A 24,522-nucleotide genomic window follows, 5' to 3' on the forward strand; every position below is an offset into this window, starting at 1 on the left:
CCGCCTTTAGGATGCCTGTCTTTCCCTTGCCATCCCCACCGACGCGGAACGCGGGAAGTCGGCAGCCGCTCGCACCCTACCAAGGTCCACTGGAAACGAAGTATCGTGCGGGGTGGAAGCGGCGCATCAAGTTGTGGCGGGGCACGCAATACCAGCGTAACGCTGCGTAATACTTCCTGGGGCAGGATGCCGGCGCCAAACGCATCGACGACGGCGTCGCCATCTGGCGCGGTATCGGGCGCGGCGAGCGCGTCGTGACCGGCGGCCGGTTCCGGTTCACGCTGATGGAAGCCGACCCGAAGGACTGGCGATGTGATCCGGCCGCGCGGTGGCCGCGCTCCTGAAGCTGCCGGGGAGGCGCGGCATCGCCCCCCCCCCGGCCTGGCAACCTAGTTTACCAGATGCGCACGCGCTTTTCCGGGCTGAGATACAGCTTGTCGGCCGGCGCCGGCTTGAACGCGGCATACCAGGGATCGAGGTTGCGCACGACCCAGGTGCGCTGCTCGGACGGCGCATGCGGATCGGTCAGCAACCGCTGGCGCAGATTTGCCTCGCGATAGTTGCGGCGCCAGACCTGGGCCCAGCCAAGGTAGAAGCGCTGATCGCCGGTCGTCCCCGCGATGACCGGCGCCGGCTTGCCGCCGAGCGACTTGAGATAGGCGTCGTGCGCGACCGACAGGCCGGCAAGATCGGCGGTGTTCTCGCCCAGGGTCAGGCGGCCATTGACATGCATGCCGGGCAGCGGCGTGTAGGCGTCATATTGCGCGGCGAGCGCATCGGTGCGCTGCTTGAACGCCGCCACATCGGCCGGCGTCCACCAGTCGGTCAGGCGGCCTTCCTTGTTGTACTTGGCGCCCTGATCGTCGAAGTGATGGCTCAGCTCGTGCCCGATCACCGCGCCGATGCCGCCATAGTTCACCGCGGGATCGGCCTTGGGATCGAAGAAGGGCGGCTGCAGGATCGCCGCCGGGAACACGATCTCGACCATGCCGAAATTGGCATAGGCGTTGATCGTCATCGGGGTCATCCCCCATTCCCAGCGCTGCAGCGGCTTGCCGAGATGACCGACATTCTCGTCATGCTGCCACTGGTTGGCCCGCAAGGAATTGCCGAACGCGTCGCCCGCGGTGATCTTCAGCGCCGAATAGTCGCGCCACCGGTCCGGATAGCCGATCTTCGGGGTGAAGGCGGCGAGCTTCTCATGCGCTTTCACCTTGGTCTCGGGCGCCATCCAGTCGAGCTTGTCGATCCGCGCGTCCATCGCGGCGATCACGTTCTTCACCAGCCGGTCGGCCGCCGCCTTGGTTTCCGGCGGGAAGAATTTGGCCACATAGATCTTGCTGACCTCGTCGGACAGCGCGCCGGTGGTGAAATCGACCGCACGCTTCCAGCGGACCTGCTGCTCCGGGGTGCCGGAGAGCGTCGTCCCCTCGAAGGCGAAGACCTCCTTGTCGATGTTGCTCGGCAGCACATCCGAATAGGCGCTCAGCGAACGGACGATCAGCTGGTCGCGCAGCACCGCCACCGGCGTCGCCGCGATCAGCTTGGCGATACCTGTCACCGCGCTTGGCTGAGCCACGATCACGCTGTCGACTGGCGCACCGATCCCCTTGAAGAAGCTCGCGAAATCGAAACCGGGCGCCTGCTCCTTCAGCTGCGCGAGGCTGAGCTTGTTGTAGGTCTTGTTGGCGTCGCGACTGTCGGCGCGCGTCCAGCTTACCTTGGCGATCTCGGTTTCGAAGGCGACGATGGCGGCAGCGCGCGCGGCGGCATCGGGCTCACCGGCGAGCGCCAGCAGGTTGGTCAGGTGCTTGCCATAGGCCGCCCTGGTTTCGACAAGCTTCGCGTCGCTCGACAGATAATAGTCGCGATCCGGCAGGCCGAGGCCGCTCTGGAACATGCTCAGTGCATAGACTTCCGGCTCCTTGTCGTCCTGGCCGACAAAGGCACCGAAGGGCACGGGCACGCCGTTGCGCGATGCCTGCGCGTAGAGCGCGCTCATCGCGTCCTTGCTCGTCACGCCCTTGATCTGGTCGAGCCATGGCTTGATCGGGGCGAGGCCCTTGGCATCGATGGTCGCGGTGTCGAGATAAGTGGCATAGGCCGTGCCGATCTTCGATCCGGCATCGCCCTTCGCCGCTTCCAGGATCGCATGGGTGCGCTCCTTGGACAGGTCGTCGAGCAGGTTGAACGCGCCATAGTTGGACTGGTCGGCAGGGATGGCGGTGTTCTTGGCCCAGGTGCCGTTCGCATAGGCGTAGAAGTCGTCCCCGGGGCGCACCGAGCGATCCATGCCCGCGGTGTCGAAACCATAGGTGCCATAGGCAGGCTTGCCGGACGCCGCGGCCGCGGTTTGCGCGGGGGCCGGGCTCAAGCCGTAGATCGCGGCGCCGAGAAGCAACGGCGTGCCCAAGGCGGTGGTAACGAACAAAGCTGGGCGCATGAAGCGAAACTCTCCTGAAAGATTATGTCGCTGTACTAGTTGAATGATACGCGAGGTCAATCGCCTGCTCTAGCGCGCGGCCCAGCGGATGGCATTGGTGAGGATGCGCCGATAATTGGGATCGTCATAGGCTTCGGGCGAATGGCCGAGCGCCGAATAGAAGACGCGCCCCTTGGCCGAGGGATTGACCCAGATCACCGGATGGACGCCCATTGCCAGCTTGGCGCCCGGCCGATAGCTCGCCTCGTCGATCCGCGCGAGCACGGTCATGCCCTTCGCGGCAGGGTTGGAATCGAACGAATACCATTCGTCGACCAGCGACCAGGGCAGCTTCACGCCGGCCATGACGGGATGGTCCGGCGTGTCGACCAGCAGCTGCGCGGACTGGAGATGGTCGGCGCCGCCCGGATGGCCGATGAACCTGGTGCCGATCACGGTCTGGACATACCAGGAATCGGTATGGCTGTTGTCGCCCGCCGCGTGCAGCGCCACGACGCCGCCGCCGCGTGCCACGAACCGCGCAAAGGCCGCGCGCTGATCGGGGGTCAGGAAGTCGCCGCTCGCGCTGTTGAGCACGACGACCGAGAAGTGTCGCAACTGCGCATCGTTGAACACCGCCGCATTCTCGGTGACGAAGCTGGCGCGGCCGAGATTCCTGGCGATCTCTGCCAGCACGCTGTTCGAGTGCGGAATGTGCTCGATATGTCGCCAGCCATTGGTCTTGGACACGATGAGGACGGCGTGCCGCAGCCCTGCGGGCAGGGCGAGCGCGACGGAATCCAGGGTCGGCTTGGGCAGGTGCGGGTCCGGCACGGTTTGCGCCATGGTGAAAAGCGCCAGTACCGCCAATATCTTACGCATCCCGTTCTCTCCCACCTAGGTCATTGCCCGGGGGAGCACCCTGCGCGATCGATACCGCTTCGTTCAAGCCAAAAGGGCGCGCGGGGCGGTAGACGGTCAGGGCGCATTGCGGCGCTTCAACGCGGCGGCGAGCGCAATGCCGGCGGCGATCTGCAGCGCACCATAGGCGCGTCGCCGTCCCGGTCGATCCGCAAAGGGGCGGACGAGCCCGTCGACCGCGGCCACCTCCGATCGCCAGAGCGCGACATGGCGCCGGGGTTGCAGCATCCCGAGCAAGCCGTCGCCGATCATGAACACCGCTGCCATCTCGACCGATCGTCGGATACCCAGACCAAGCGTTTCCGATCCGTCCATCCATGCTCTCCTGCGGCGTGACTCTACCGGTTCCAGGCGACCAACGCGTCGATGATCGCGCCGGTTTCGGCGGGATCGCGTACGCGGATACTGTCGACGCCCGCGGCGCGGACCGGGTCATCGTTGCCGCCGGGATAGAGGGCATCCCCCAGGAACAGCATTGCCGCGCGCGGGAGCTCGGCATGGGTTTCGAGGCGGGCGATCGCATAGGCCTTGTCGACGCCTTGCCGCGTGATGTCGAGCGAGGTGGTTCCGCCGATCCGGATCGAGAAGCCCGGCAGCTGGGCCGCAAGCGTGCGTTGCAGCGCGGCACGCTTCGCCTGGTCCGGGTCCCAGGCCTTTTTCGCATCCACCGGCGCTTCCTGGCCCAGCGCCGAGAAGGTGATCTGGGTGCCGCGGTCCTCGATCTGCTCCCCCCAGAGATGCGCGGGGGTGAGGCCGGCCTCGCCGACCGCGCGATTCAGCGCGGTGAGTATCCGTTCGCGCTCCTCGGGCGTAAAGGACTCGGCATAGATTTGCTGCCAGGCGCCCTCGCGGAAGCGATATAACTTGGCACCCGTGGTCGGCATGATGAACAGGCGATCCAACCGGGTGCCGGGCGGCAGGCGGGAGATCACCTGTACGTCGAACTGCTTGCAGTCGCCTCCGGAAATCACCGCGACGGGGAGGATGTCCAGCAGGGACGAAAGGCTGGATGCCATCCGCGCTTCCAGCGGCTGCTTGCTCTCGGCGAGCGTTCCATCCAGGTCGAAGGCGATAAGGCGTTTCACGCGGTGCTCCCGAATGCTGGTTCGGGAAACCAGACTCAGACCGGGATCAGCCCCGGCTGCGGTGGGAAACGCCCAGTGGAACCAAGGTTCCCTAGGTCCTCCATAGCGCTTCCGATGCGTCGGTTGCCGCGTCGGTTGCAAGGTCCTCGACGAGCCAGGCTTCGGCTTCCGCCGGCTCGGTGAAATAGGCCGGATCGCGATCGCTGGCCGCGCGCTTGATCTGCATGCGGGCAAGTGACTGGGCGACGACAATAGCGAGCCGGCGCGATTGGACACGCGGGTTTTTCAGCACGCTCCGGAAGAGTTCGACGCTCTCCTGCGACTGGATCCGCATGCCGCGGATGTCGACGAGCGTGAGGTGCTCGTTGGGCCCGCAGCGCAGCAGGGTGTGGGCCGCATCACGCGCCGCCACGAAGCGCGCAATATCCTCCGGCGAGAAGAAGCCCGTCATCACGATGGTGACCAAGCTTCGCGGTACGTCTACGTCGATCGAAAAGCTGGCGTCCATGGCATCCTATCACGCGGCACGGCATTCCGCCGCGCGCGGAAGCGATCCGATATCTATGGGGCCGGCAGGGCCCTCTCAATTCCGTATCCTTCCGGGCGCTGGCGGCGGGCGGGGTCATCTTTCGCTGGCAGCCGCGACGGATCGCGGCACCGGGATGGCGTGGGACCGCAGCACTGCCGCATAATGATCCGCCATCGCCAGATGTGCGGCGCGGGCGCTGCTCTCGGTCGCCCGTTCGGCAGCGCGGCGGGACTGGGCGAGACGCCGGAGCAGATAGTCGGGATCGATCTCGGTCACGGGGGCACTCCGAAGGACCGGCATCACGGGCGGATGCCCGCGATGCCGGAGGGGATTACTTTTTGTGGTTCTGGCCCGAGGCGTCCGAGACGGCGGTGCCGGCCGAGCGGACGTCCTTACCGACGCCGTTGACTGTGTTGCAGGCGCCGAGGGCCAGCAGGCCCAATGCGGCGGCGAGGGGAAGGGTCTTGCGGATCATGTCTATCTCCTGTGTTGGAAAGGGGTCGATCAGTCGTCGGCCGAGCGGCGACCGATCAGCGCGGCGCCGACGAGCAGCGCGACCGAGCCCGAGGCGGCAAGGGCGAGCAGCGGATGATCGCGCACCGCGCTGCGAACCTGGTCGAGCGTCTCGCCGAAGCGGCGCTCGATCCCGCCCTCTGCCCTGCGGGCCGCACCGCGTGCCGCGCTCTCGCGGTCGCCGGTTGCCTTGCCGAGCCCTTCTTCGACGCCGCCTGCGACTTCCTTGAGGGCGCCGGTGATACGATGGGTGTCCATGCTTCTTCTCCTTGCGAGGTTGAATTCAGTCTTCGATGGAGCGGCGGGTGGCGACGATGCCGCCTCCGATCGCGGCGCCCGCACCCAGCAGCATCACCAGGAACAGGGCGAAGGCACTGCCGGCGGCGACGCTGGCGCCTGCGCTGCCGGCATTTTTCGCGGTCTGCAGCGCGTCGTTCTTGGTCGCGACCACCTGGCGGCGGGCCTTTTCGACCCGAGTCATGGCTTCCTGCTCGCTCACGCTGTCCTGCACCGCGATGATCTGCGCGATCCGCTGCTCGGCGGCCTGCCCCTCGGCACCGCCGCGGGCCATGGCGGGCAGTTCGGCGATCATCGCCTTGCGGGCCTGCTCCGGCGTCATGTCCTTGGGGTTGGTCGGCGTCTTGTCGAGCAGCGCGGAGACCTGCGCGTCCACCGCGGACTCATCGACACCGGCCGCCTTGGCGAGCGTCGGGGTCACCGCACCGGCGCCGGCGACGGTGGTCGAGGCGACGGTCCCGACGGTGCGGAAGGCGCTGCCGACCAGGCCGCCGATCGCCGAGGTAAGCAGATAGAAGGTGAGCAGCAGCGTCAGCGCCCAGATGGCGAGGCCGTGCGCGGCACCGTCGAACCGGCGGCGGAGCTTGGCGACGCGGGCGGCGCCATAGGAGCCCAGGCCCAGCGCGATCACGCTGCTGACCGTCCACCAGACGAGCGCGCCGATGCCGAGACCGCCGGCGCTGGGGCCGCTATTCTGTGCGGGATCGATCGTCGAAAAGCCGATCGCGGCGCCCAGCAGTGCGAGCATCAGCTCGACGGCGAGGGCGATCACCGCGCCCGCGAGGATCGCGGACCAGCTGACGCGGGGGACCGGGCGCACGGCCAGGCGGGTATCGTAGATAGCGGTTGCCATTGCGGCATCTCCTGCTCTTGGGGGGAACGCGTTGGTCACTTGCCCGCCACCGTCTTCTTCACCGTGTCGGCCATCGCGCCGGTGCCGGCCTGGGCCTTGCCCGCCAGCTTTTCGGCGGCACCCTCGGCCTGGATGCGGGCGTCGCCGGTGATCTTGCCGATGGCTTCCTTGATCGAGCCCTTCAGCGCATGGGCTTCACCCTTGATACGGTTCTCGTTCACTGGTTCGTCCTCCTGACTGCGGCGCGGGGAAGGCCCCGCGGCCATGGTGAGGAAATGGCAGAGGGCGGGGGGCAAAAAGAGATGCGGAAGTACCAAATCATGTGGTGCTTCCGGACCAGAACCGATCATTTTATCGGCCGCTGCAGCGGATAGCCGCGCTCGCGGGCCCAGAGGATCGCCTGGGCGCGGCGGTTGACGCCGATCTTGGCATAGACCCGCGCGACATGGTTGCGCAGCGTGTTGCGCGAGACGCCCAGCTCGCGGGCGATGGTGGCATCGTCGCCGCCTTCGCACAGCAGGCTGAGCACTTCCTTCTCGCGCCGGGTGAGCTCGCTGGTCTCGACCGGGCGGGCGGTGCCGTGCGGGTTGCGCAGATTGGCGAGCTTTTCCACCACCGATCGGCTGAACCAGTTGGTATCCTGCATCACCGCCTCGATCGCGCCGATCAGTTCGAGTTCGTTGTGGCGACGCGCATGGATGTCCTGCACCACCCACAGGATGCAGGTGTCGCGGCGCAGCGGGATCGCGGCGGCGGAAACGAGACAATCGGTGATCGCCCCTTCCTTCGTGCGCACCCGCGCATCGAGGCTGCGAAAGTCGCTGCGTTCCGCCAGCATTTCGCACGCCTGCTTGAGAAAGCCGCCATCCTCGAACAGGCGCAGCGCCGCCATGCGCTGGCCCATGGTTTCGTCGCTCGACCAGCCGCTCAGCTGGTGAAAGGCGTCGTTGGTATCGCACACGGCAAGGTCGTCGCGGGTGGTGATCGCCATCGCGACCGGGGCCAGGCGGAAGGTAGTGACGAAACGCTCCTCGCTGTGGCGCAGCTCGTTCTCGGCCTGGCGGCGGGGCTCGAGATCGGCGAAGGAGAAGAGCATGCAGGGCTCGTCGTCCAGTTCTACCGGCTGGCCGGCGACGATCACCAGCTTGCGGCCACCATCGGGCAGGTCGAGATCGGCCTGCATCTGCGGCACGGTGCGACCCTCGCGGATGCGCTCCTTGGCGGTGTCCAGGTCGGCCGCGTCCTTCAGCACATCGATGTCGTAAAGCGAACGACCCAGCACCTCGTCCCGTTGGTAGCCGGTCAGGTCGAGAAAGCCCTGGTTGACCTTCACATAGCGCTGGTCGGACAGTCGCAGGATCACCGCAGGCGCAGGGTTCACGTTGAAAGTCCGCTCGAAGCGCTGCTCCGCCTCGAAGCGGAGCGACACGTCCTGGATGACGAGAACGAGCAGGTCCGGACGACCCTGCTCGTCTCCGATCACGAGGCTGCGCACCTCGTGGATCCAGCGCGCGTCTTCCGACCCGGCGGGAACCACTTCCACCACCACCTCGTCAAACGCCTCGCCCGCCAACACGCGATCGAGCGGATAGTCGCCGCGGTCTAGCCGGTGGTTGTTGCGGTAGCGCAGCTGGAAACGCTCGCGATAGGCATCGACGTCCTTGCCCAGATCGGTGACGGCCTCGACGCCGTGCATCCGCAACGCCGCGTCGTTCGCCCAGCGAATGCGCTGTGCGGTGTCGACCAGGATCACGCCCTCGCGAAGGCCGGAGATGATGTGACGAAGCTGGGGAAGGTCGATGGAGGGATGGTCGATGCTCATGAACCCGCGCGGTGCAATGTTGCCAGATGGTTTCCGGCAGCTGAACGTGCAGCGCTGCAGAGGGATGCAAACGATCGTATTAAGGGTTTTTACGGAGGCTGCGTCGCGGCGCCTCCGAGAAGACGTCACCGTAGCTTTCGGGTCATCTCTATCATGGTCGGGTGGAACCCGGCGGCATCGGGTGGCAACACGATTGCACCCAGCGCGAAGCAGGCAGCCCAGGGCAAGGCGGGAACCAGCAGCTGCATCACGGCGCCGAGGAGAAGCGCCGCGGAGGGAAGAAAATGCAGCCGCGCCGCCGCCCAATGCAACGCGATGCTCGCCGCGAACAAGACGAGGCCAAGCTCGGACGTATCGACCGGATGCGTGGCCATTCCGTTTCCCGGCATCCCGGCCGCGCCTCATAGCCCGGTCGCATGCTTCGATCCCGCGCTCTTGGCGATCCGCGTGCTGGCCGGTCCAAATTTTGCGGCGCTTGCACCCCTGCCGCAAATCGATTGTTATCGGGCAAGTATAACGAACGGACGCCCATCGTCCACGGTCGCGCGGTTGTCGCCGGATCGGTATTGTTGAGAGAGGATATCGGCATGGCAGCAGCAACGCAAAGCCGGATCGCCGTCGCGGCGGCGCTTGCCGGATTGTTGTTCGGGTTCGATACCGCCGTCGTCTCCGGGGTGACCGCACCGATTACCCACGCTTTCTCGCTGAGCCCCACAGGCACCGGCATCGCCGTGTCCGCGGCGCTGATCGGCACGCTGATCGCGGCGCTGGGCGCTGGCATCCCCGGCGATCGCTACGGCGCTCGCGCGGTGCTGCGCTGGGTCGGCATCGCCTTCATCCTCTCTGCGCTGGGCTGCGCGCTTTCGTGGAATCTGGCGAGCTTCGTGGTGTTTCGGTTCATTGGCGGGCTCGCGATCGGCGGCGCCTCGGTGCTGGCCCCGGTCTTCATCGCCGAGATCAGCCCCGCGGCGCGGCGCGGGGCACTGGTCGGGCTGTTCCAGCTGAGCATCGTGAGCGGAATCCTGGCGGCCTATTGCAGCAACGCCGTGGTCGCCGCCCTGCTTGCCGAAAGCGAGGGCTGGCGGTGGAAACTGGGCGTGCTGGTCCTGCCGGGGCTGGTGTTCCTCATCGCGATGTTCACCATTCCGCAGAGCCCGCGCTGGCTTGCCGCCCAGGGCCGTGAAAGCGAAGCGCTGGACGTGGCTGCTCGCATCGGCCTGACCGACTGGACGCTGACCCCGCCCGACGCGCGCACCGCGCTGGACGGACGGCTTTCCTGGGCGCGCCACCGCAAGCCGATCCTGCTGGCGATCGCCGTGGCCAGCTTCAATCAGCTGACCGGTATCAACGCGATCCTCTACTATCTGAACGACATCTTCGCCGCTGCCGGGTTCAGCCAGGTCTCGGCCGATGTGCAGGCCGTGTCGATCGGCGCCGCCAATCTGCTCGCGACCGTGCTGGGCATGGCGCTGATCGACCGGATCGGACGCCGCACCCTGCTGCTGACCGGAGCCGCGGGGACCAGCGTGGCACTTGCGGGTGTGGCCCTGGTGTATTCGGGGAGCGGCCGGGAAACGCTGCTGCTGCCGCTGCTGGTGCTGTTCATCGCCTTTTTCGCAGTGTCCCAGGGTGCGGTGATCTGGGTCTATCTCTCCGAGATCTTCCCGACCAAGGTACGCGCGCGCGGCCAGGCGCTGGGCAGCGCCACCCACTGGATCTGGGCCGCGGTGCTGAGCTTCGGCTTCCCGGTCGTGGCGCAGAATTTCGATCGCAGCCTGCCCTTCTGGTTCTTCGCGGCGGCGACGCTGCTCCAGCTGGTGATCGTGTGGCGCTGCTTCCCGGAGACCAAGGGCATTCGCCTGGAGGAGATGGAGTCCGCGCTCCGGCATGGCCATTGAGACAGCGCGAGCAATAGTTCGTTACGTTTGACGATGTCGTGCGTTCAGCCGCGCATGCCCAGGAAATTCACGGACACTCCTCTCACCCCCGCCGAACGCGACAGCATCTTGGAGGCCCATCGCACCCGCAAGATGGCGCGGTCCGCGCATGCCTATGTGCGCGGCAACACGGCGAAATTCTATCAATGGCTCGAAGGTTCGGCGATCGCGGGCAAGGTCCCGGCCGGGCCGTCGTTGTGGATCTGCGGGGACTGCCATGTCGGCAATCTGGGGCCGCTGTCGAACGGCGGCGGCCGCATCGAGGTGCAGATTCGCGACATGGACCAAGCCGTGATCGGTAACCCCGCGCACGATCTCATCCGGCTCGGCCTCTCGCTCGCCACCGCGGCGCGCGGCGCGGATCTGCCGGGCGTGGTCACCGCCCGGATGCTCGAGGAGATGATGGAAGGCTATGGCGTCGCCATCCATGATCCGACCAGTGGCGACCCCGGCGTCGAGCCGGACGTGGTCCAGAGCGTGAAGCGCCGCGCGCTCGGCCGGCGGTGGCGGCATCTCGCCAAGGAGCGGTTCGATACCGTCGAGCCGCGGATCCCGCTCGGCAAGCGCTTCTGGGCGATCTCGGACAAGGAACGGGCCGCGCTTGCCGACGCCCTGCGGCGCCCCGGCGTGCTGAATACCGTGCTCGGGATCGACGATGCCGTTTCGGGGGACGAGATTCGCCTCGTCGACGCCGCCTATTGGATGAAGGGCTGCAGCTCGCTGGGCCTGTTGCGCTACGCCGCCATCGTCGCGCTGCCCGGTCACAAGGGCGAGCCCGACTATGCGCTGATCGACCTGAAGGAAGCCGTGGAAGCGATCGCCCCGGCTGCGCCCGATGCGATCCTGCCCCCGGACGATGCCGACCGCGTCGTGGCGGCGGCGCGCGCCCTGTCGCCGCATCTCGGCCGCCGGATGGCGGCCGTCCGCATGCTCGGCCATTCGCTGTTCGTCCGCGAGCTCGCCCCGCAGGACCTCAAGCTGGAGCTCGACCAGTTTACCCGCTCCGAGGCGGTGAAATCGGCGCGCTACCTCGCCTTTGTCGTCGGCAAGGCCCATGCCCGGCAGATGGACAGCGACGCCCGCGCGGCATGGATCCGGATCCTGGGCGACGATCGCCAGCCCGATCTGGAGACGCCGTCCTGGCTCTGGGAAAGCGTCGTCTCGCTCGCCGGACGCCATGAAATCGGCTATCTCGAACATTGTCGGCGCTACGCACGCGCGGCGTGAACACCGACAAGGCACGGAGCGTTAGACGGCGATGACGACGCTGAAGCTGCTGAGCGCAATGGCGCTGATGCTCGGGACCACCCAGAGCATCGCTACGATGCAATGGCACAAGCGCGTGGTGCTCATCAGCGCATCCGACGCCGAAGATCCCATGCTGCGGAAGCAGCGCGACATCCTCGACCACTGGCGCCAGGGGGCGGACGAGCGCGACATCGCGATCGTCGAAGTGGTCGGCGACCAAGTGTTGGGGGCAAGCGATGCTGCCGCGCAGCTCAGAGCGCGCTACCGCTTGCAGCGCACGGGGTTCATGGTGCTGCTGATCGGCAAGGACGGCGGCGTGAAGCTGCGACAGAAAAAGCCGCTGTCGGCCGAAACGCTGGAGCAGGTGATCGACGCGATGCCGATGCGTCGTGCCGGCGAAGGATAGCGTGCACGACCGCACCGTCGTCGCTATGCCGGAGCGACGGATTGCAGTATCAGACGGGCATGATCACACGCCGCCAGGCCATCCGCACCTCGCTCGCGGCGTGCGCAACGGCCGCCCTCCCCGCCTCGGCCGCGCCGGCCGGTCGTCTCAAGCAATCGGTCAGCCGGTGGTGTTATCAGGACATCCCGCTCGACCGGCTTTGTGCCGCGGCGGCCCGGCTGGGCCTGCGCGGCATCGACCTGCTGCAGCCGGCCGACTATGCGACGCCGGCACGCCATGGCCTGCGCTGCACCATGGGCTATGCCGCGGACATCATGACCATCCCCAACGGCCTGAACCGGCGGGAGAATCACGACGCGATCGAGCGGGCGTTCCGCATCGGCATCCCCCAGGCAGCCAAGGCGGGCGTGCCCAACGTCATCGCATTCTCCGGCAATCGCAAGGGCATGTCCGACGAGGAAGGCGCCGAAAACACCGTGATCGGCCTGAACCGGGTCAAGCGGATCGCCGAGGACAGCGGCGTGACGATCTGCATGGAGTTGCTCAACAGCAAGCGCGACCATGCCGACTATATGGCCGATCACACCGCCTGGGGCGTCCGCGTCGCGCGGGAGGTGAACTCGTCGCGCGTCAAGCTGCTGTACGACATCTACCATATGCAGATCATGGAAGGCGATCTGATCGCAACGATCCGGCAGAACATGCCGTGGATCGGCCATTTTCACACGGGCGGCGTACCCGGCCGCCACAATCTGGACGATAGCCAGGAAGTCGACTGGCACGCCGTCGCCCATGCCATCGCGGATCTCGGCTTTCAGGGCTATCTCGCCCATGAATTCGTCCCGCAGGGAGACCCGCTCACCGCCTTGGCCCAGGCGGTGCGAACCTGCACGGTTTGAGGTCGCCGCCGGACACATGCCCCGGCGGGGATCCCCGGCCTTGCGCCGACGCGCGCCCGCCGTACGCGGCAGCCTCGCCGGTCGGGGCAGCCCTCCCCGCAACCCAAAGACCTGCTCTCGCGTTCGGTCTATCGGGCGGATAACCACCTATGTTAGCTTGGTGCGTCCCGCCCGCCTGTTCCTTCCCGCGCACATGGGATTACCGACCCCGCATGACTGACGTGTCCACGCTTTCTCCTCCGGCCGCATCCATGCCGGCATTTCTTCTCGGTGGAGGAGACTGCGCACGGGCGATCGCGGCCAAGGACTGGACCGATACCCCGCTGGGCCCGGTCGAAGATTGGGCGGAATGTTTCAAGACCACGATCGCGATCATGCTGCGCTCCGCGGTGCCGATCGTGATGCTGTGGGGTGAGGACGGGGTGCTGCTGTACAACGACGCCTATTCCGGCTTCGCTGGGCACCGCCATCCGATGCTGCTCGGCGCCAAGGTGCGCGACGCTTGGCCCGAGGCCGTCGACTTCAACGCGCATGTCATGGAAGTCGGGCTCGCCGGCGGCACGCTGCATTACCGCGACCAGGAACTGACGCTGGATCGGCATGGCCGGCCCGAACAGGTCTGGATGAACATGGACTTCTCGCCGGCGATCGACGCCAATGGCGATCCGGTCGGCGTCATTTGCTTTCTGGCCGAGACCACCGAACGCGTCGCCGCGGAACGGCGATCCGACTTCCTGCTGGCGCTCGCAGACGCCTTGCGCCCGCTTACCACGCCCGCCGACATCATGCGCGTTGCGGCCGATCGGCTGGGCGCCCATCTGCGGGCCAGCCGCGTCTTCTACGCCGAAATCGCCAGCGGCTGGATGACGGTGGAGCGCGACTTCAGCGACGGTGTGTCGTCGATCGTCGGCGAACATTCGCTGGAGGCATTCGGTCCCGATCTGCTGAGCGCCTACCGTATGGGTACGCCGATCGTCATGCGCGACGTGCCCGGCGACCAGCGACTGAACGAGGAGGCTCGTGCCGGCCTCTGTTCGCGGCAGGTCGGCGCTTTTATCGACGTGGTGCTGTTCCAGGACGATCATCAGGTGGGGTTGCTCGCGGTGCAGAGCGCGACCCCGCGCGACTGGACCGCTTCCGAGCAGAGCCTGGTCGAGGAGGCCGCGGAGCGCGTGAAGGTGGCCGTGGAGCGCGCCCGTGCCGAGCGGGACCGGCTATGGACCCTGTCGCAGGACATGCTGGCCCGCGCCGACTTCGACGGGATGATGTCGGCGGTAAGCCCGGCATGGACGACAATCCTCGGCTGGAGCGAGAACGCGCTCCTCACCCGCGGCTATGCCACTTTCATGCATCCCGACGACATGGCCGCGACGCTGGTGGCAATCGAGGGCATGCGGGCCAGCCGACTGCCGACGCGCTTCGAGAATCGCATCGCCACCAAGGACGGCGAATGGAAGTCCATCGAATGGACGGTTGCGCCCGAGCCCGATGGGCGCAACTTCGTCGCGGTGGGGCGCGATCTCAGCGAAGCCAAGGCACGTGAAGCCGAACTTCGGCTGGCACAGGAAGCGCTGCGCCAGAGCCAGAAGATGGAAGCCATGGGCAGCCTGACCGGCGGCGTCGCGCACGACTTCAACAACCTGCTGACGCCCATCATCGGCTCGCTCGATCTGCTCGTCCGCAAGCAGTTGGGCAGCGACCGCGAGCAACGGCTGATCGAAGGCGCACTACAATCTGCAGAGCGGGCCAAGACGCTGGTCCAGCGCCTGCTTGCCTTCGCGCGCCGGCAACCGCTGCAGGCGACCGCCGTCGATGTGGTGCAGCTCGTCGAGGGCATGGCCAGTCTTATCGAGGCGACATTGGGCCCGACGATCGCTGTGCGCGTCGACCTGGATCGCGCGATGCCGCCCGCCAAGGCGGATCTCAACCAGCTGGAAATGGCGGTGCTCAATCTGGCGGTGAATGCGCGCGATGCGATGCCGGACGGCGGCGAGCTGTTGCTGAAGGCACATCGCGAAAGCGTGCGCGACGGCCATGCCAGCGGGCTGCCGCGCGGCCATTATATCCGCCTGAGCGTGGGCGACACCGGTATCGGCATGGATGCCGATACCATGGAGCGCGCGGCGGAGCCGTTTTTCTCGACCAAGGGCGTCGGGCGGGGCACGGGGCTGGGCCTTTCCATGGTGCATGGCCTTACCGCGCAGCTCGGTGGTCGGCTGGCAATCGACAGCGCGCCGGGCCGGGGCACCACGATCACGCTCTGGCTGCCGATCAGCGCGACGGCGGTGCTCGAAGATCCCGTCCAAACCCCGCCCGCAGCGAAGGACAAGGGCATGGGCCTGGCGCTGTTGCTGGAGGACGAAGAGCTCGTCCGCATGAGCACGGCCCACATGCTCTCCGATCTCGGCTATGACGTGGTCGAAGCCGCCTCGGCGGAAGAAGCCCTGCGGCTGATCGGCGAGGGGCTGACGCCGGATCTGGTCGTCACGGACCACCTCATGCCGGGCATGAGCGGGGTGCAGCTGGCCCGGACGCTGAAGGCGGATCGCCCCCAGCTGCCCGTGCTGATCGTCTCGGGCTATGCCGAGGAGGAAGGCATGGATCCCGACCTGCCGCGCCTGACCAAGCCGTTCCGAAGCGCGGAGCTGGCCGGCAGCCTTTCCGCGCTTTCCTGCCTTCCCGCGGGCGCCTGATCCAAGAATCGCGCCGTGCAGCGACGCGCGACGCGATCTCGGTGGACATCGTTCCCGTGCCCGCTGTGGTCCTGGGCTATTTGCCCAAGGCGCGTGCGGGCAGCGCGATGCTTGCCTCCAGTCCCGCCGCCATCGCCGAGGGGGCGCTGACGAAGCGGTAGGTCGCTGCCGGCACGCGCCAGCCTTGCGCGGTCCAGTCCGCCAGTATTTTCGGCTCGATCGGGATGGAGACCGTACGCTGTTCGCCCGGCGCGAGCGCGATCCGGGCAAAGCCGGCAAGGCGATGCACTTCGGTCGCCCCCCGGCCGACCAGATAAAGCTGCACGACTTCGGCCCCGGCCACCTTGCCCGTGTTGCGCACGGTGACCGTGGCGGAGGGCTGGCTTCCGCCGCGTAGCTGCAGGCCCGATTGCTCGAACCGGGTATAGCTCAGGCCATGCCCGAACGGGAACAGCGGTTTCAGTCCCTTGCCGGCATACCAGCGATAGCCGACCTCCGCCCCTTCGGGATAGCGGACCGTCCCCGGTGCGCCTTCGGGCTGGCCCCAGCCGGGGATCTCGGCGCGGGGGAGCTGGGTTTCGTCCGCCGGGAAGCTGATCGGCAGCCGGCCCGAGGGATTGACCTTGCCGGTCAGCACATCGGCGATCGCCGCGCCGCCCTCCTGCCCCGGATACCATGCCTCGACCACGGCCTTCACCTTGCCCAGCCAGGGCATCTTCACCGGATTGCCGGTCTCCAGCACCACGATCGTGTTGGGATTGGCGGCGGCGACGGCCGCGATCAGCGCGTCCTGCCCTTCCGGCAGCGTCATGCTGAAGTCGCTGCCTTCGCTGCTCCACGCCGTTGCGAACACGATGACCACGTCCGACTGCTTGGCGAAGGCGGTCGCGGCGGCGAGGTCATAGCCGCTGTCATACTCCACCTTGGCCCCCGGCATGGCCGCGGCCAGCGCACGCAGCGGCGAGGAGGGCATGTAGAGCTGGCGCGCCCAGGGCCCCATCATGCCGCGCCCGCCCAGCGGCAGCACCGTCACCGGCCCCTTGGGCGTGACCTGGCTCGACCCGCCGCCCGAGAGCACGCCGAGATCGGCATGACCGCCGATCACCGCGACCGACTTGGCACCCGCCAGCGGCAGCACATCGCCTTCGTTCTTGAGCAGCACGATGCCCGCCGCGGCCACCGCCCGCGCATCGGCGGCATGGGCGGCTTCGTCGATCGCGCCTTCCGCCAGCGGCGCATCGGCGCCCACGGCGTAGAGCGAGCGCAGGATCCGCCGCACGCTTTCGCGCACCCGCTCCATCGGCACCCGGCCGGCCGCCACTTCGGCGCGCAGCGGCTTGTCGAAGAACACCTGCTTGTCGAGCTGCGCGCCCGATTGCTGGTCGAGTCCCTTGGCGAAATAGCTGACGTCGTGCACCGCGCCCCAATCGGACATCACCCAGCCGGGAAAGGCCCAGTCGCGCTTCAGCACCTGGTTCAGCAGGAAGTCGTTGCCGCAGGCATAGTCGCCGTTGACGCGGTTATAGGCGCACATCACCGATCCCGGCTTGCCGTCTTCAATCGCCAGCTGGAAGGCGAGCAGGTCGCTTTCCCGGAACGGCCTTTCGTCGATCTGCGCGTCGATCGTGTTGCGCAGCGTCTCCTGATCGTTGAGCGCGAAATGCTTGATCGTCGAGACGACCTTCTGGCTTTGGATGCCCCGGATCGAAGCCCCCGCCAGCCGCCCGGCGAGCAGCGGATCCTCGCCCAGATATTCGAAGTTGCGGCCGTTGCGCGGATCGCGCGCCAGGTTCACGCCACCGGCGAGCAGGATGTTGAAGCCCTTTTGCCGCGTTTCGTTGCCGGCCACCGCGCCGCCCTTGAAGGCGAGCTCCGGGCTCCAAGTCGCCGCCAGCGCGAGTCCCGAGGGCAAGGCAGTCGAGTAATCGCCCTTGCGCAGCTGGAGCGGGTTGGCGACGCCCAGGCTGGCATCGGTTTCGTACAGATCGGGAATGCCGAGCCGCGGCACGCCGGGAATCCAGCCCGCGGTGGGCTTCAGGTCGGCGCGCGGCAGCGGCGGCGTACCGGGAAAGGCGATCGGCATGATGCCGTGGAGCAGCTGGAACCGCTCGTCGTCGGTCATCTTCGCCTCGGTCGCGCGGGCGCGCGCATCCGCGGGATCGGCGCCCTTCGGTGCCGTCTGCGCCATCGCCGTGCCGCTCATCAGCCCCAGGACGAGCCAACCCAAATTGATCTTCTTCATGTCCCTCTCCCCTTTTTATCGTCGGATGCGCACCGGACGCGGTGCCGCGCAGATGAAGTCGCTTTCCTTGGTGCCGTCCCCGCTGCGATGCACGGCGCGTGCCGGATAGGCGCAGATCGGCCGGGTCGCACCCTCGGCGAGCGTGCCGGTAAGACGGGCAGGTGCGCGCCCCTGCTCCACCCAGCGCTCGATCGCCGCCTGCGCATCGAACCGGTTCGGCCCGTCGCCGCCGCCGCAATGCCCCATGCCCGGCACGAGAAACAGCCGGTACCAGTCCGCCGCCGCGCCCGTCCGCGCGAGCATTGCCCGGCGATAAGCGAGCGTATCGAGCGGCGACACCACCGGATCGGCGAGGCCGTGATAGACGAGCAACCTGCCGCCCCGCGCGCGATAGGCGCGCAGGTCCGGGTCGGTGGCGTCGATCACCGGCGACAGACGCCGCATCGCGGCGGGCAGGTCGCGCGCATAGGAGAAGCGCCACCAGTTCCAGGCTGGATCGTCGAACGCCCAGACCCGCCAGAAATTGACCCGCATCGGCTGGCTGGGCTGGCGCGGATCCGCCCAATAGGCGCTCCATCCCGCCTCGCTGCCGGGCAGCCAGGGGAAGGTGACCTGCGCGCCACGCGCATCGCGCACCCCCGCCTGCATCGCGCGCACCGCCGCCACCTTTTCGGCGCTGAGGCAGTCGCCGGTCTGCCCAGGACGGCACAGCAGCGCAGCCGGATCGGGGCGACACTCTAGCGGGTCGTTCAGCCAGCGATCGCCGGGCAATCCCCCGGCCGCCTTGCCATTGGCACCGCGACACAAAGCGAAGCTCTGCGCGGCGAGCAGCTTCAGGTCTTGCCTATCCAGGATCGGGGTCTGATCGTCGCCTTCTCGGTGGTTCGACAGATATTGCCACAGGAACGCAGCGTTGAGGCGCACCCGGTTGGACCCCGGCGCACCGGCGACGATGCCGTCGAAGTCGCGCGGGAAACGCTGCGCCTCCATCATCGCCTGATGGCCACCCGTCGAGCAGCCGTTGAAATAGCTGTACGCCGCGGCGCGACCGTAGAAGCGCGCCACCAGCTGCTTGGCGGCCAGCGCGGTCGCATGGACCGCGCGCCACCCCCAGTCGGGGATCGCTTGCGGACGGCCGCGGGCGAAGTCGGGATCATCGCCTTCGTGCCCGGTATCGGTCGCGACCACCGCGCTGCCGCGCGCCAGCCCCTCCGCCATCGCGGCTTCGGGCAGGGCCGAGGCATAGCCGCCATTGCCGAACATCTGGAACCGGCCGCTCCAGCTATGCGGCAACCAGAGTTCATAGCCGATCCGCGAGCCCGGTACCGGATGCAGCGTGCCGATCACCCGGCAATGCGCGGGCAAGGCTCGTCCGGATACTACCCGCACCTCCGCCCTTTCGGTGCGGATGTCGGGGATCTGCCGCGCCAGCGCCGCGCAGGCGGACTCGGGCGCGGCCGGGGTCGCCAACGCCAGGGCAAGGCTAGCGAAGGACATCGCTCTTCTCGGCCTGGTCGATCAGCCGCGCCCCGTCGTCCGCCAGCAGCCAGCCTTGCGCGATCTGCTCCGCCACCACCGCGCGGACCCGCGCGACGAAGCCTGCATGGTCGCGGTAGCGCGCCTCCAGCGACGGGCGCGGATCGCCCTTGGCGCGACGTTCGGCCTCGGTGCGGGCGAAGGGGATGAAGCCGCCGATAAAGCCGCAATTCCCGCCCGCTCCATAGCCGCGCGCCAGCTGGTTCCAGCCGGTATAGGTGCCGAGCGGCACCAGCAGCTGGACGGAGGGCACGCCCGCCATTTCGTTGCCGTCGGCATTCACCCGCGGGACCAGCTGCGGGATCGTCCCCCGCACCGCCGGCGGCTGGCGGGTGAGCACGCCGCTGAGATCAACGGCGTGAAAGCCGGGACCGAAATCATAGTCGGGCAGCTGGTTGAGCATGCCGGTGGGGCTCGGCGCGCCGGGGATGGCAGGCCAGCCCATTGCCGAGGCGGTCGCTTCCACCAGATCGCCCGTGACCAGCATCGGGTAGCGGCTCGGTGGCGGCGCCTTGCCGGTCCGTACCCAATCAGCCAGCGCCTTCAGCAGGGCACGCCGGGTATCCGTCGAAGGATTGGGATTGAACGCCAGCGTGCAGGCGGGCGCTCCGGGGAAGGCCTTGTCGCCGTCCAGCGGGAAGCCGCCGATATAGGAGCCGCCATGCGTCACGCTGGGGAAATAGTAGCGGCGGACATTGGCCGGCAGCGGCGCGTCCACCCTGGCATCGGTGCCGATCAGCCCCGGCGACATGCGCAGGCCCCAGAACTCGGCCGAGCCGAAGGTCTCGACGATCTTCGGGCAGGTGCGCGTCGCGGTGCAGCGGTCGAGCAGGCTGGAGACGCCCCTGCCTCGCCTTTTATCGTCGTAGCGGCTCCACCACAGGCTGCCCTCGCTGCCGGGCTCGAACATGCCCGCCGCGCCGCCGGGAACGCCGAAGCGGATGTTGAGCGGCACCTGCCGCGCGGCGATGTTCGGGTTGGCGCCGTCGAATATCTGGTGCCCGTCCTCGGCCTGGTTGAAGCCGAGGGCGATCAGGCTCCGGACGAAATTGCCCGACTGCGACGTGCCGCTGACGATCGCCCAGCGGATCGCGCCCGCCAGCGGATTGGGCGTCCCGGCATCGTCGGCCTTGGCGAAGCGCAGGAATGCATTGAGATCGCGCACCGCCGCGAAGCCGATGCCCAGCACCTTGGGATCCTTGCCGCGATAGACCAGCGTATAGCCCTTGGCGGCATCGAACCCGCCGCGCAGGCAGAGCTGGTGCGGATCGGGCGTGCCGGGAAAGGGCTGGGTGCGGCAATCGGCGAAGGCCCAGTCCCGCGCGGCGATCGCCTCGCGCGGCGCGTCTTCGCCTGCCTGCGCGAACAGCGTCGCCCGGCGGGTGTCCAGCGACACCGGCAGCGGGCGCGGCGTCGGGCGGCCGATGCCCCCGACGATGGGCTGGCTGGCCGTCGTGGTGGCGACGCCGGTGAAGCGCTGAAGCACCCAGCCGGTCAACCCCGATGCGGTGGGCACCGCAAGCGTCTGGATGCCCGGCTGCGGCGCGATGTCGCCCTGCCACCCGCTCACCACCCGCACATGGTCTTCGGCGTCGGCGGCGACGTCGCCATTGCCGCGATTGGGCACGTCGTACACCAGGAAGCCGCTGGCGCGCGCAGGGTCGGCAGGCAAGGCGATGGCGAAGGTCGCCCGGTAGCCGACCCGGCCATCCTTCTGCCGGGGCGCGGCGGCGAGATCGGTGATGATCGCATTGCGACGGTCGCGCGGGTCGATCGCACCCTCATAATAGCCGCGCAGGATCACATAGGCGGGCGCGCCGGGCCGTACCGCCGGCACCTCGCGCCGCTGCTCGACGACGAAGCGGGTGACCCGCGCCTGCGTAGCGCTTGTCCCCAACAGCGTGGCCGTGGCAGCCGCCAGCAACAGGCGATGGCGCATCATTCCGCATCCTTTCCGGGCATGTCGGCGTCGATCGGCAGGTCGAGCAGTTGCGCGCCCAGCGACTTGCCGTGCGCATCGAGCGCCAGCGAGCGGGTGACGCCGCCGCTCAGCGCGCCCTCCAGCACGAAGTTGAGCGCGCCCAGCCCCGGCAAGGCATAGCGGGTCGCCTGCCGCACCCGGAGGCCGGCGAGATGCGCCAGCACGCGCGGTACGGTCACCGCCGCGAACAGCCGCGGATAGTCGGCCGGATCGAAGGCGATCACCGAGATCTGCGAGAGGTCGCCCTTGTCGCCGGTACGGACATGGGCAAGGTCGCCGAGCAGCATTCAGGCCTCCACCAGCGTGATGGCGGGCCGCACCTGCGCCGCCGGGATCAGCGTCGAGGCGACGGCAAGCACCGGGCGCACCGTCGCCGTCGCGCCGCCGCCGCCGAAGGGCCCGTTGGTGTACAGGGCCTCGACCTCCCGCCCGATCAGCGCCGCCGCCTCTGCCGTGGCCGAGCGTCCGACGACGCGCAGCCGCACCTCGCGCGGGTCGACCGCCGGCGGCCGGCCGGTCCGATCAACCGAGTCGAGCCCGATCAACGTGCTTTGCAGCTCGGTCACCGGGGCATTGATGATCGCCAGGCGCTCCTCGACGATGGCGGCGGCGAGCCGGGCGCGCCCGACGGCGCCGGGCCCCGCGTAGGAAATCTGCCCTTCGCCGATAAAGCCGTCGTCATAGCCGATCGAGACCTTCAGCGCCTCGGGCCGTGGTCGACCGTCGCCGCCGGAGACCGCGATGCGGTCGGGGCCGAGCTCGGCAAAGCGCACCGACCGGAAATCGGCAATCACGTCAGCCTGGGGATAGGCGCCCGGATCGAGGATCTCGTACAGGAGCTGCTCCTTGCAGCTGGCCAGCGTCAGCGCGCCGCCCGATCCGGCGACCTTGCCGAGCACGGCGCTCGCATCCGCCGCCACTTCGGCGAAGGGAAAGCCCAGGCGGGCGAGGCCGGGCACCTGCTTGCGGCCGTTATCGCCGAAATAGCCGCCGGTCAGCTGGCCGGCGCATTCGAGCAGATGGCCGATCACGGTGGCGCGGCCCATCAACGCCGCGTCGTCCAGCGACCAGCCGAACGCATGCACCATCGGGCCGACGAACAGCGCGGGGTCCCCCACCCGCCCGGTAATCACCACCTCGGCGCCCTGCGCCAGCGCGTCGGCGATCGGCCCGGCGCCCAGATAGGCGTTGGCGGAGACGATACGGACGAGATCGGCGCTGGTACCCGGACGGTCGATCAGCGGACGATCGGCGCCGCGGATCCGGTCGAGCACGTCGTCGCCAGTGACGGCAGCAATGCGCAGGCCCCGCAGGCCCATGTCGCGCGCGAGCGCGGCGACGGCATGGGCGGCACCGACCGGGTTGGCGGCACCCGCATTGGTGACGATCCGCACGCCGCGCGCGCGCGCCGCCGGCAGCACCCGGCGCATCCGTTCCAGCAACAGCGGATCGAAGCCGCCTTGGCGGTCGCTCTGGCGCAGCTGCTGCGCGGCGGCGATGGTGCGTTCGGCCAGGCATTCGAAGACGAGGAAATCGAGATCGCCCTGCTCGACCAGCTCCAGCGCCGGTTCGATCCGATCGCCTGCGAAGCCGGCGCCGGCGCCGATGCGGAGGGTATCCGGTCTCACAGCGGAAGCACTCCGATCAGCAGCGCGGCGGCGACCATCACCAGCGTCGCGGCGAACAGCCAGGGAATGGCGAAGCGCTGGTGCGCGCCGAGCTCGATGCCGCTCAGCCCCGCGACGAGGAAGGTCGCCGGGGTGAGCGGGCTGACCGGGAAGCCGGTGGTCATCTGCCCGAGCAGCGCGGCCTGCGCCATGGTCGCCGGCGCGTGGCCGAACCGGGTGCCGACCTCGGCCAGCACCGGGAGCACGCCGAAATAGAAGGAGTCGGGATCGAACAACAGGCTGAGCGGCATCGAGGCGACCCCGAGCAGCACCGGCAGGCTTCCGCCGACGCCATCGGGCACGTGCTGCGCGACCGCCTCGGCCATCGCGCGGATCATGCCCGATCCGTTGAGGATGCCGGTGAACGCGCCCGCCGCGAACAGCACGCCCGCCATCAGCAGCGCCGCGCGCGCATGCGCATCGATCCGGGCACGCTGCTGGGCGGCATCGGGATAGTTGATCATCAACGCCAGCGCCGTGCCGATCATGAAGGCCACGACCGGCTCGACCAGTCCCGCGATCATCGTGCCCACGACGGCGAGGGTGAGCAGGATGTTGAGCGGCATCAGGTGCGGGCGGCGCAGGCCAGGATCGTCCACCATCGGTTCGGCGGGGGCGCCGGATGCAATCGTGGCGCCCGCCGCTCCGGGCAGGGGCACGCCGGCGGCAATGCGCCGCTCCTCGCGAAGCCCAAGCCACCAGGCCGCGGCGAAGACGAAGCCGAGCCCGGCCGCCTGCACCCCGATCATCGGCACGAACAGCTGCGCCGCCGGCACCTTCAGCGCCGCCGAAGCGCGCAGCGTGGGGCCCGTCCAGGGAAGGAAGTTGACGCCGGCGGCGAGCGAGGCGGTGCAGGCGAGCACCCGTCGGTCCATGCCGAGCCGGTCGTAGAGCGGACGAAGCGCCGGGATGGTGATGAGGAAGCAGACCGCCCCCGAACCGTCGAGATGGATCAGCAACGCGAGCAGCGCGGTGCCGATGGCGATACGGCGGGGCCGTTCGCCCACCAGCCGCAGCACCAGCCCGACCAGCGGCGCGAGCAGACCGGCATCGGTCATGATCCCGAAAAACAGGATGGCGAAGATGAACATGCCCGCGACCGGCGCGATCTTGCCGATGCCCGCCAGCACATAGGCCGGAATCGCCCCGCCCAGGCCCGCCAGCAGCGCCGCGGCCACCGGCACCAGGATCAGTGCGGCAAGCGGCGATGTCCGGTTCGACAAGATGAGCGCAAGCAGTGCCAGGACCGCAAGGGCGCCGATAGTGGCCAGCATAATCCTCCCCACCCGATCGATGCCGGGCAGCGCAATCATGCGGAGGTGCAACCCATACCGCAATGTCAAACATTCTATTGATCAATGCATATTGTTGATGGCTCAAGCCCGCTCGCGATCCATCAACTTTGCGGATCAATGCTTCCAAACTTTCTATTTTTTAAAAGCGCCCCTGCATCGCATAGCTGAGGGGCAGG

The 24,522-nt window shown here is 68.1% G+C and carries 23 protein-coding genes; 5 read left to right on the forward strand and 18 right to left on the reverse strand.

Annotation, left to right across the window (positions count from 1 at the left end):
* Positions 1-394 precede the first annotated feature (394 nt).
* The 12 genes from A7X12_RS14900 to A7X12_RS14950 form a co-directional block, all read right to left on the reverse strand.
* Entirely contained in the window at positions 395-2,443 is a 2,049-nt protein-coding gene (locus A7X12_RS14900) for a M13 family metallopeptidase (protein ID WP_084445496.1), read from the reverse strand.
* A 69-nt stretch (positions 2,444-2,512) separates the two neighbouring features.
* Positions 2,513-3,304, reverse strand: coding sequence for a ThuA domain-containing protein (locus A7X12_RS14905; RefSeq protein WP_064312373.1), 792 nt, complete (start codon positions 3,302-3,304; stop codon positions 2,513-2,515).
* A gap of 96 nt (positions 3,305-3,400) precedes the next feature.
* Entirely contained in the window at positions 3,401-3,658 is a 258-nt protein-coding gene (locus A7X12_RS14910) for a hypothetical protein (protein ID WP_064312374.1), read from the reverse strand.
* A 23-nt stretch (positions 3,659-3,681) separates the two neighbouring features.
* Positions 3,682-4,428 (reverse strand): HAD-IIB family hydrolase, encoded by a 747-nt coding sequence (locus tag A7X12_RS14915; RefSeq protein ID WP_064312375.1) that lies wholly within the window; start codon positions 4,426-4,428, stop codon positions 3,682-3,684.
* Positions 4,429-4,519: 91 nt separating this feature from the next.
* Entirely contained in the window at positions 4,520-4,894 is a 375-nt protein-coding gene (locus tag A7X12_RS14920) for a hypothetical protein (protein ID WP_157105610.1), read from the reverse strand.
* Between the two features lie 156 nt (positions 4,895-5,050).
* Positions 5,051-5,233 (reverse strand): hypothetical protein, encoded by a 183-nt coding sequence (locus A7X12_RS14925; protein ID WP_064312377.1) that lies wholly within the window; start codon positions 5,231-5,233, stop codon positions 5,051-5,053.
* A 55-nt stretch (positions 5,234-5,288) separates the two neighbouring features.
* Positions 5,289-5,432 (reverse strand): entericidin A/B family lipoprotein, encoded by a 144-nt coding sequence (locus A7X12_RS25165; RefSeq protein ID WP_084445498.1) that lies wholly within the window; start codon positions 5,430-5,432, stop codon positions 5,289-5,291.
* Between the two features lie 29 nt (positions 5,433-5,461).
* On the reverse strand, positions 5,462-5,728 hold the full coding sequence (locus A7X12_RS14930) for a CsbD family protein (RefSeq protein WP_064312378.1): 267 nt from the start codon (positions 5,726-5,728) through the stop codon (positions 5,462-5,464).
* A 25-nt stretch (positions 5,729-5,753) separates the two neighbouring features.
* Complete coding sequence (locus A7X12_RS14935) at positions 5,754-6,620, reverse strand: hypothetical protein (protein ID WP_064312379.1); 867 nt, start codon at positions 6,618-6,620, stop codon at positions 5,754-5,756.
* 35 nt (positions 6,621-6,655) lie between these two features.
* Entirely contained in the window at positions 6,656-6,841 is a 186-nt protein-coding gene (locus A7X12_RS14940; RefSeq protein WP_064312456.1) for a CsbD family protein, read from the reverse strand.
* Positions 6,842-6,966: 125 nt separating this feature from the next.
* Entirely contained in the window at positions 6,967-8,442 is a 1,476-nt protein-coding gene (locus tag A7X12_RS14945) for a PAS domain S-box protein (protein ID WP_064312380.1), read from the reverse strand.
* Between the two features lie 125 nt (positions 8,443-8,567).
* Positions 8,568-8,816 (reverse strand): hypothetical protein, encoded by a 249-nt coding sequence (locus A7X12_RS14950; RefSeq protein WP_064312381.1) that lies wholly within the window; start codon positions 8,814-8,816, stop codon positions 8,568-8,570.
* A gap of 213 nt (positions 8,817-9,029) precedes the next feature.
* On the opposite strand from A7X12_RS14950, the gene A7X12_RS14955 reads away from it, so the two are divergent.
* The 5 genes from A7X12_RS14955 (at position 9,030) to A7X12_RS14975 (ending at position 15,625) form a co-directional block, all read left to right on the forward strand.
* Complete coding sequence (locus A7X12_RS14955; protein ID WP_064312382.1) at positions 9,030-10,340, forward strand: sugar porter family MFS transporter; 1,311 nt, start codon at positions 9,030-9,032, stop codon at positions 10,338-10,340.
* 54 nt (positions 10,341-10,394) lie between these two features.
* Complete coding sequence (locus A7X12_RS14960; protein ID WP_064312383.1) at positions 10,395-11,606, forward strand: DUF2252 family protein; 1,212 nt, start codon at positions 10,395-10,397, stop codon at positions 11,604-11,606.
* Positions 11,607-11,637: 31 nt separating this feature from the next.
* Positions 11,638-12,033 carry a DUF4174 domain-containing protein gene (locus A7X12_RS14965; protein WP_064312384.1) on the forward strand — a complete coding sequence of 132 codons (396 nt, stop codon included), beginning with the start codon at positions 11,638-11,640 and terminating at the stop codon, positions 12,031-12,033.
* 59 nt (positions 12,034-12,092) lie between these two features.
* Positions 12,093-12,932 (forward strand): hydroxypyruvate isomerase family protein, encoded by an 840-nt coding sequence (locus A7X12_RS14970; protein WP_064312385.1) that lies wholly within the window; start codon positions 12,093-12,095, stop codon positions 12,930-12,932.
* Positions 12,933-13,144: 212 nt separating this feature from the next.
* Positions 13,145-15,625 carry a PAS domain S-box protein gene (locus tag A7X12_RS14975; protein WP_064312386.1) on the forward strand — a complete coding sequence of 827 codons (2,481 nt, stop codon included), beginning with the start codon at positions 13,145-13,147 and terminating at the stop codon, positions 15,623-15,625.
* Positions 15,626-15,701: 76 nt separating this feature from the next.
* On the opposite strand, the gene A7X12_RS14980 is transcribed toward A7X12_RS14975, so the two are convergent.
* From A7X12_RS14980 to A7X12_RS15005, 6 genes are read right to left on the reverse strand one after another with little or no spacing between them, the layout of a single operon-like run.
* Entirely contained in the window at positions 15,702-17,867 is a 2,166-nt protein-coding gene (locus tag A7X12_RS14980) for a beta-glucosidase family protein (protein WP_064312387.1), read from the reverse strand.
* Between the two features lie 15 nt (positions 17,868-17,882).
* A complete protein-coding gene (locus A7X12_RS14985) occupies positions 17,883-19,364 on the reverse strand; it encodes a tannase/feruloyl esterase family alpha/beta hydrolase (RefSeq protein WP_064312388.1) in 1,482 nt (493 codons plus the stop codon).
* The gene (locus A7X12_RS14990; protein WP_064312389.1) at positions 19,351-21,345 is read right to left on the reverse strand and encodes an alpha/beta hydrolase domain-containing protein; all 1,995 of its coding nucleotides are present in this window, start codon (positions 21,343-21,345) and stop codon (positions 19,351-19,353) included. Before A7X12_RS14990 ends, A7X12_RS14985 begins: the two co-directional genes overlap by 14 nt.
* Positions 21,342-21,671 (reverse strand): AtuA-related protein, encoded by a 330-nt coding sequence (locus tag A7X12_RS14995; RefSeq protein ID WP_064312390.1) that lies wholly within the window; start codon positions 21,669-21,671, stop codon positions 21,342-21,344. The genes A7X12_RS14990 and A7X12_RS14995 overlap by 4 nt, the downstream gene beginning before the upstream one ends.
* Entirely contained in the window at positions 21,672-23,012 is a 1,341-nt protein-coding gene (locus A7X12_RS15000; RefSeq protein ID WP_064312391.1) for an acyclic terpene utilization AtuA family protein, read from the reverse strand.
* Entirely contained in the window at positions 23,009-24,325 is a 1,317-nt protein-coding gene (locus A7X12_RS15005; RefSeq protein ID WP_064312457.1) for a CitMHS family transporter, read from the reverse strand. The genes A7X12_RS15000 and A7X12_RS15005 overlap by 4 nt, the downstream gene beginning before the upstream one ends.
* Between the last annotated feature and the right edge of the window lie 197 nt (positions 24,326-24,522).

It is taken from the genome of Sphingomonas sp. TDK1 (assembly GCF_001650735.1).
Classification (GTDB): Bacteria; Pseudomonadota; Alphaproteobacteria; order Sphingomonadales; family Sphingomonadaceae; genus Sphingomonas.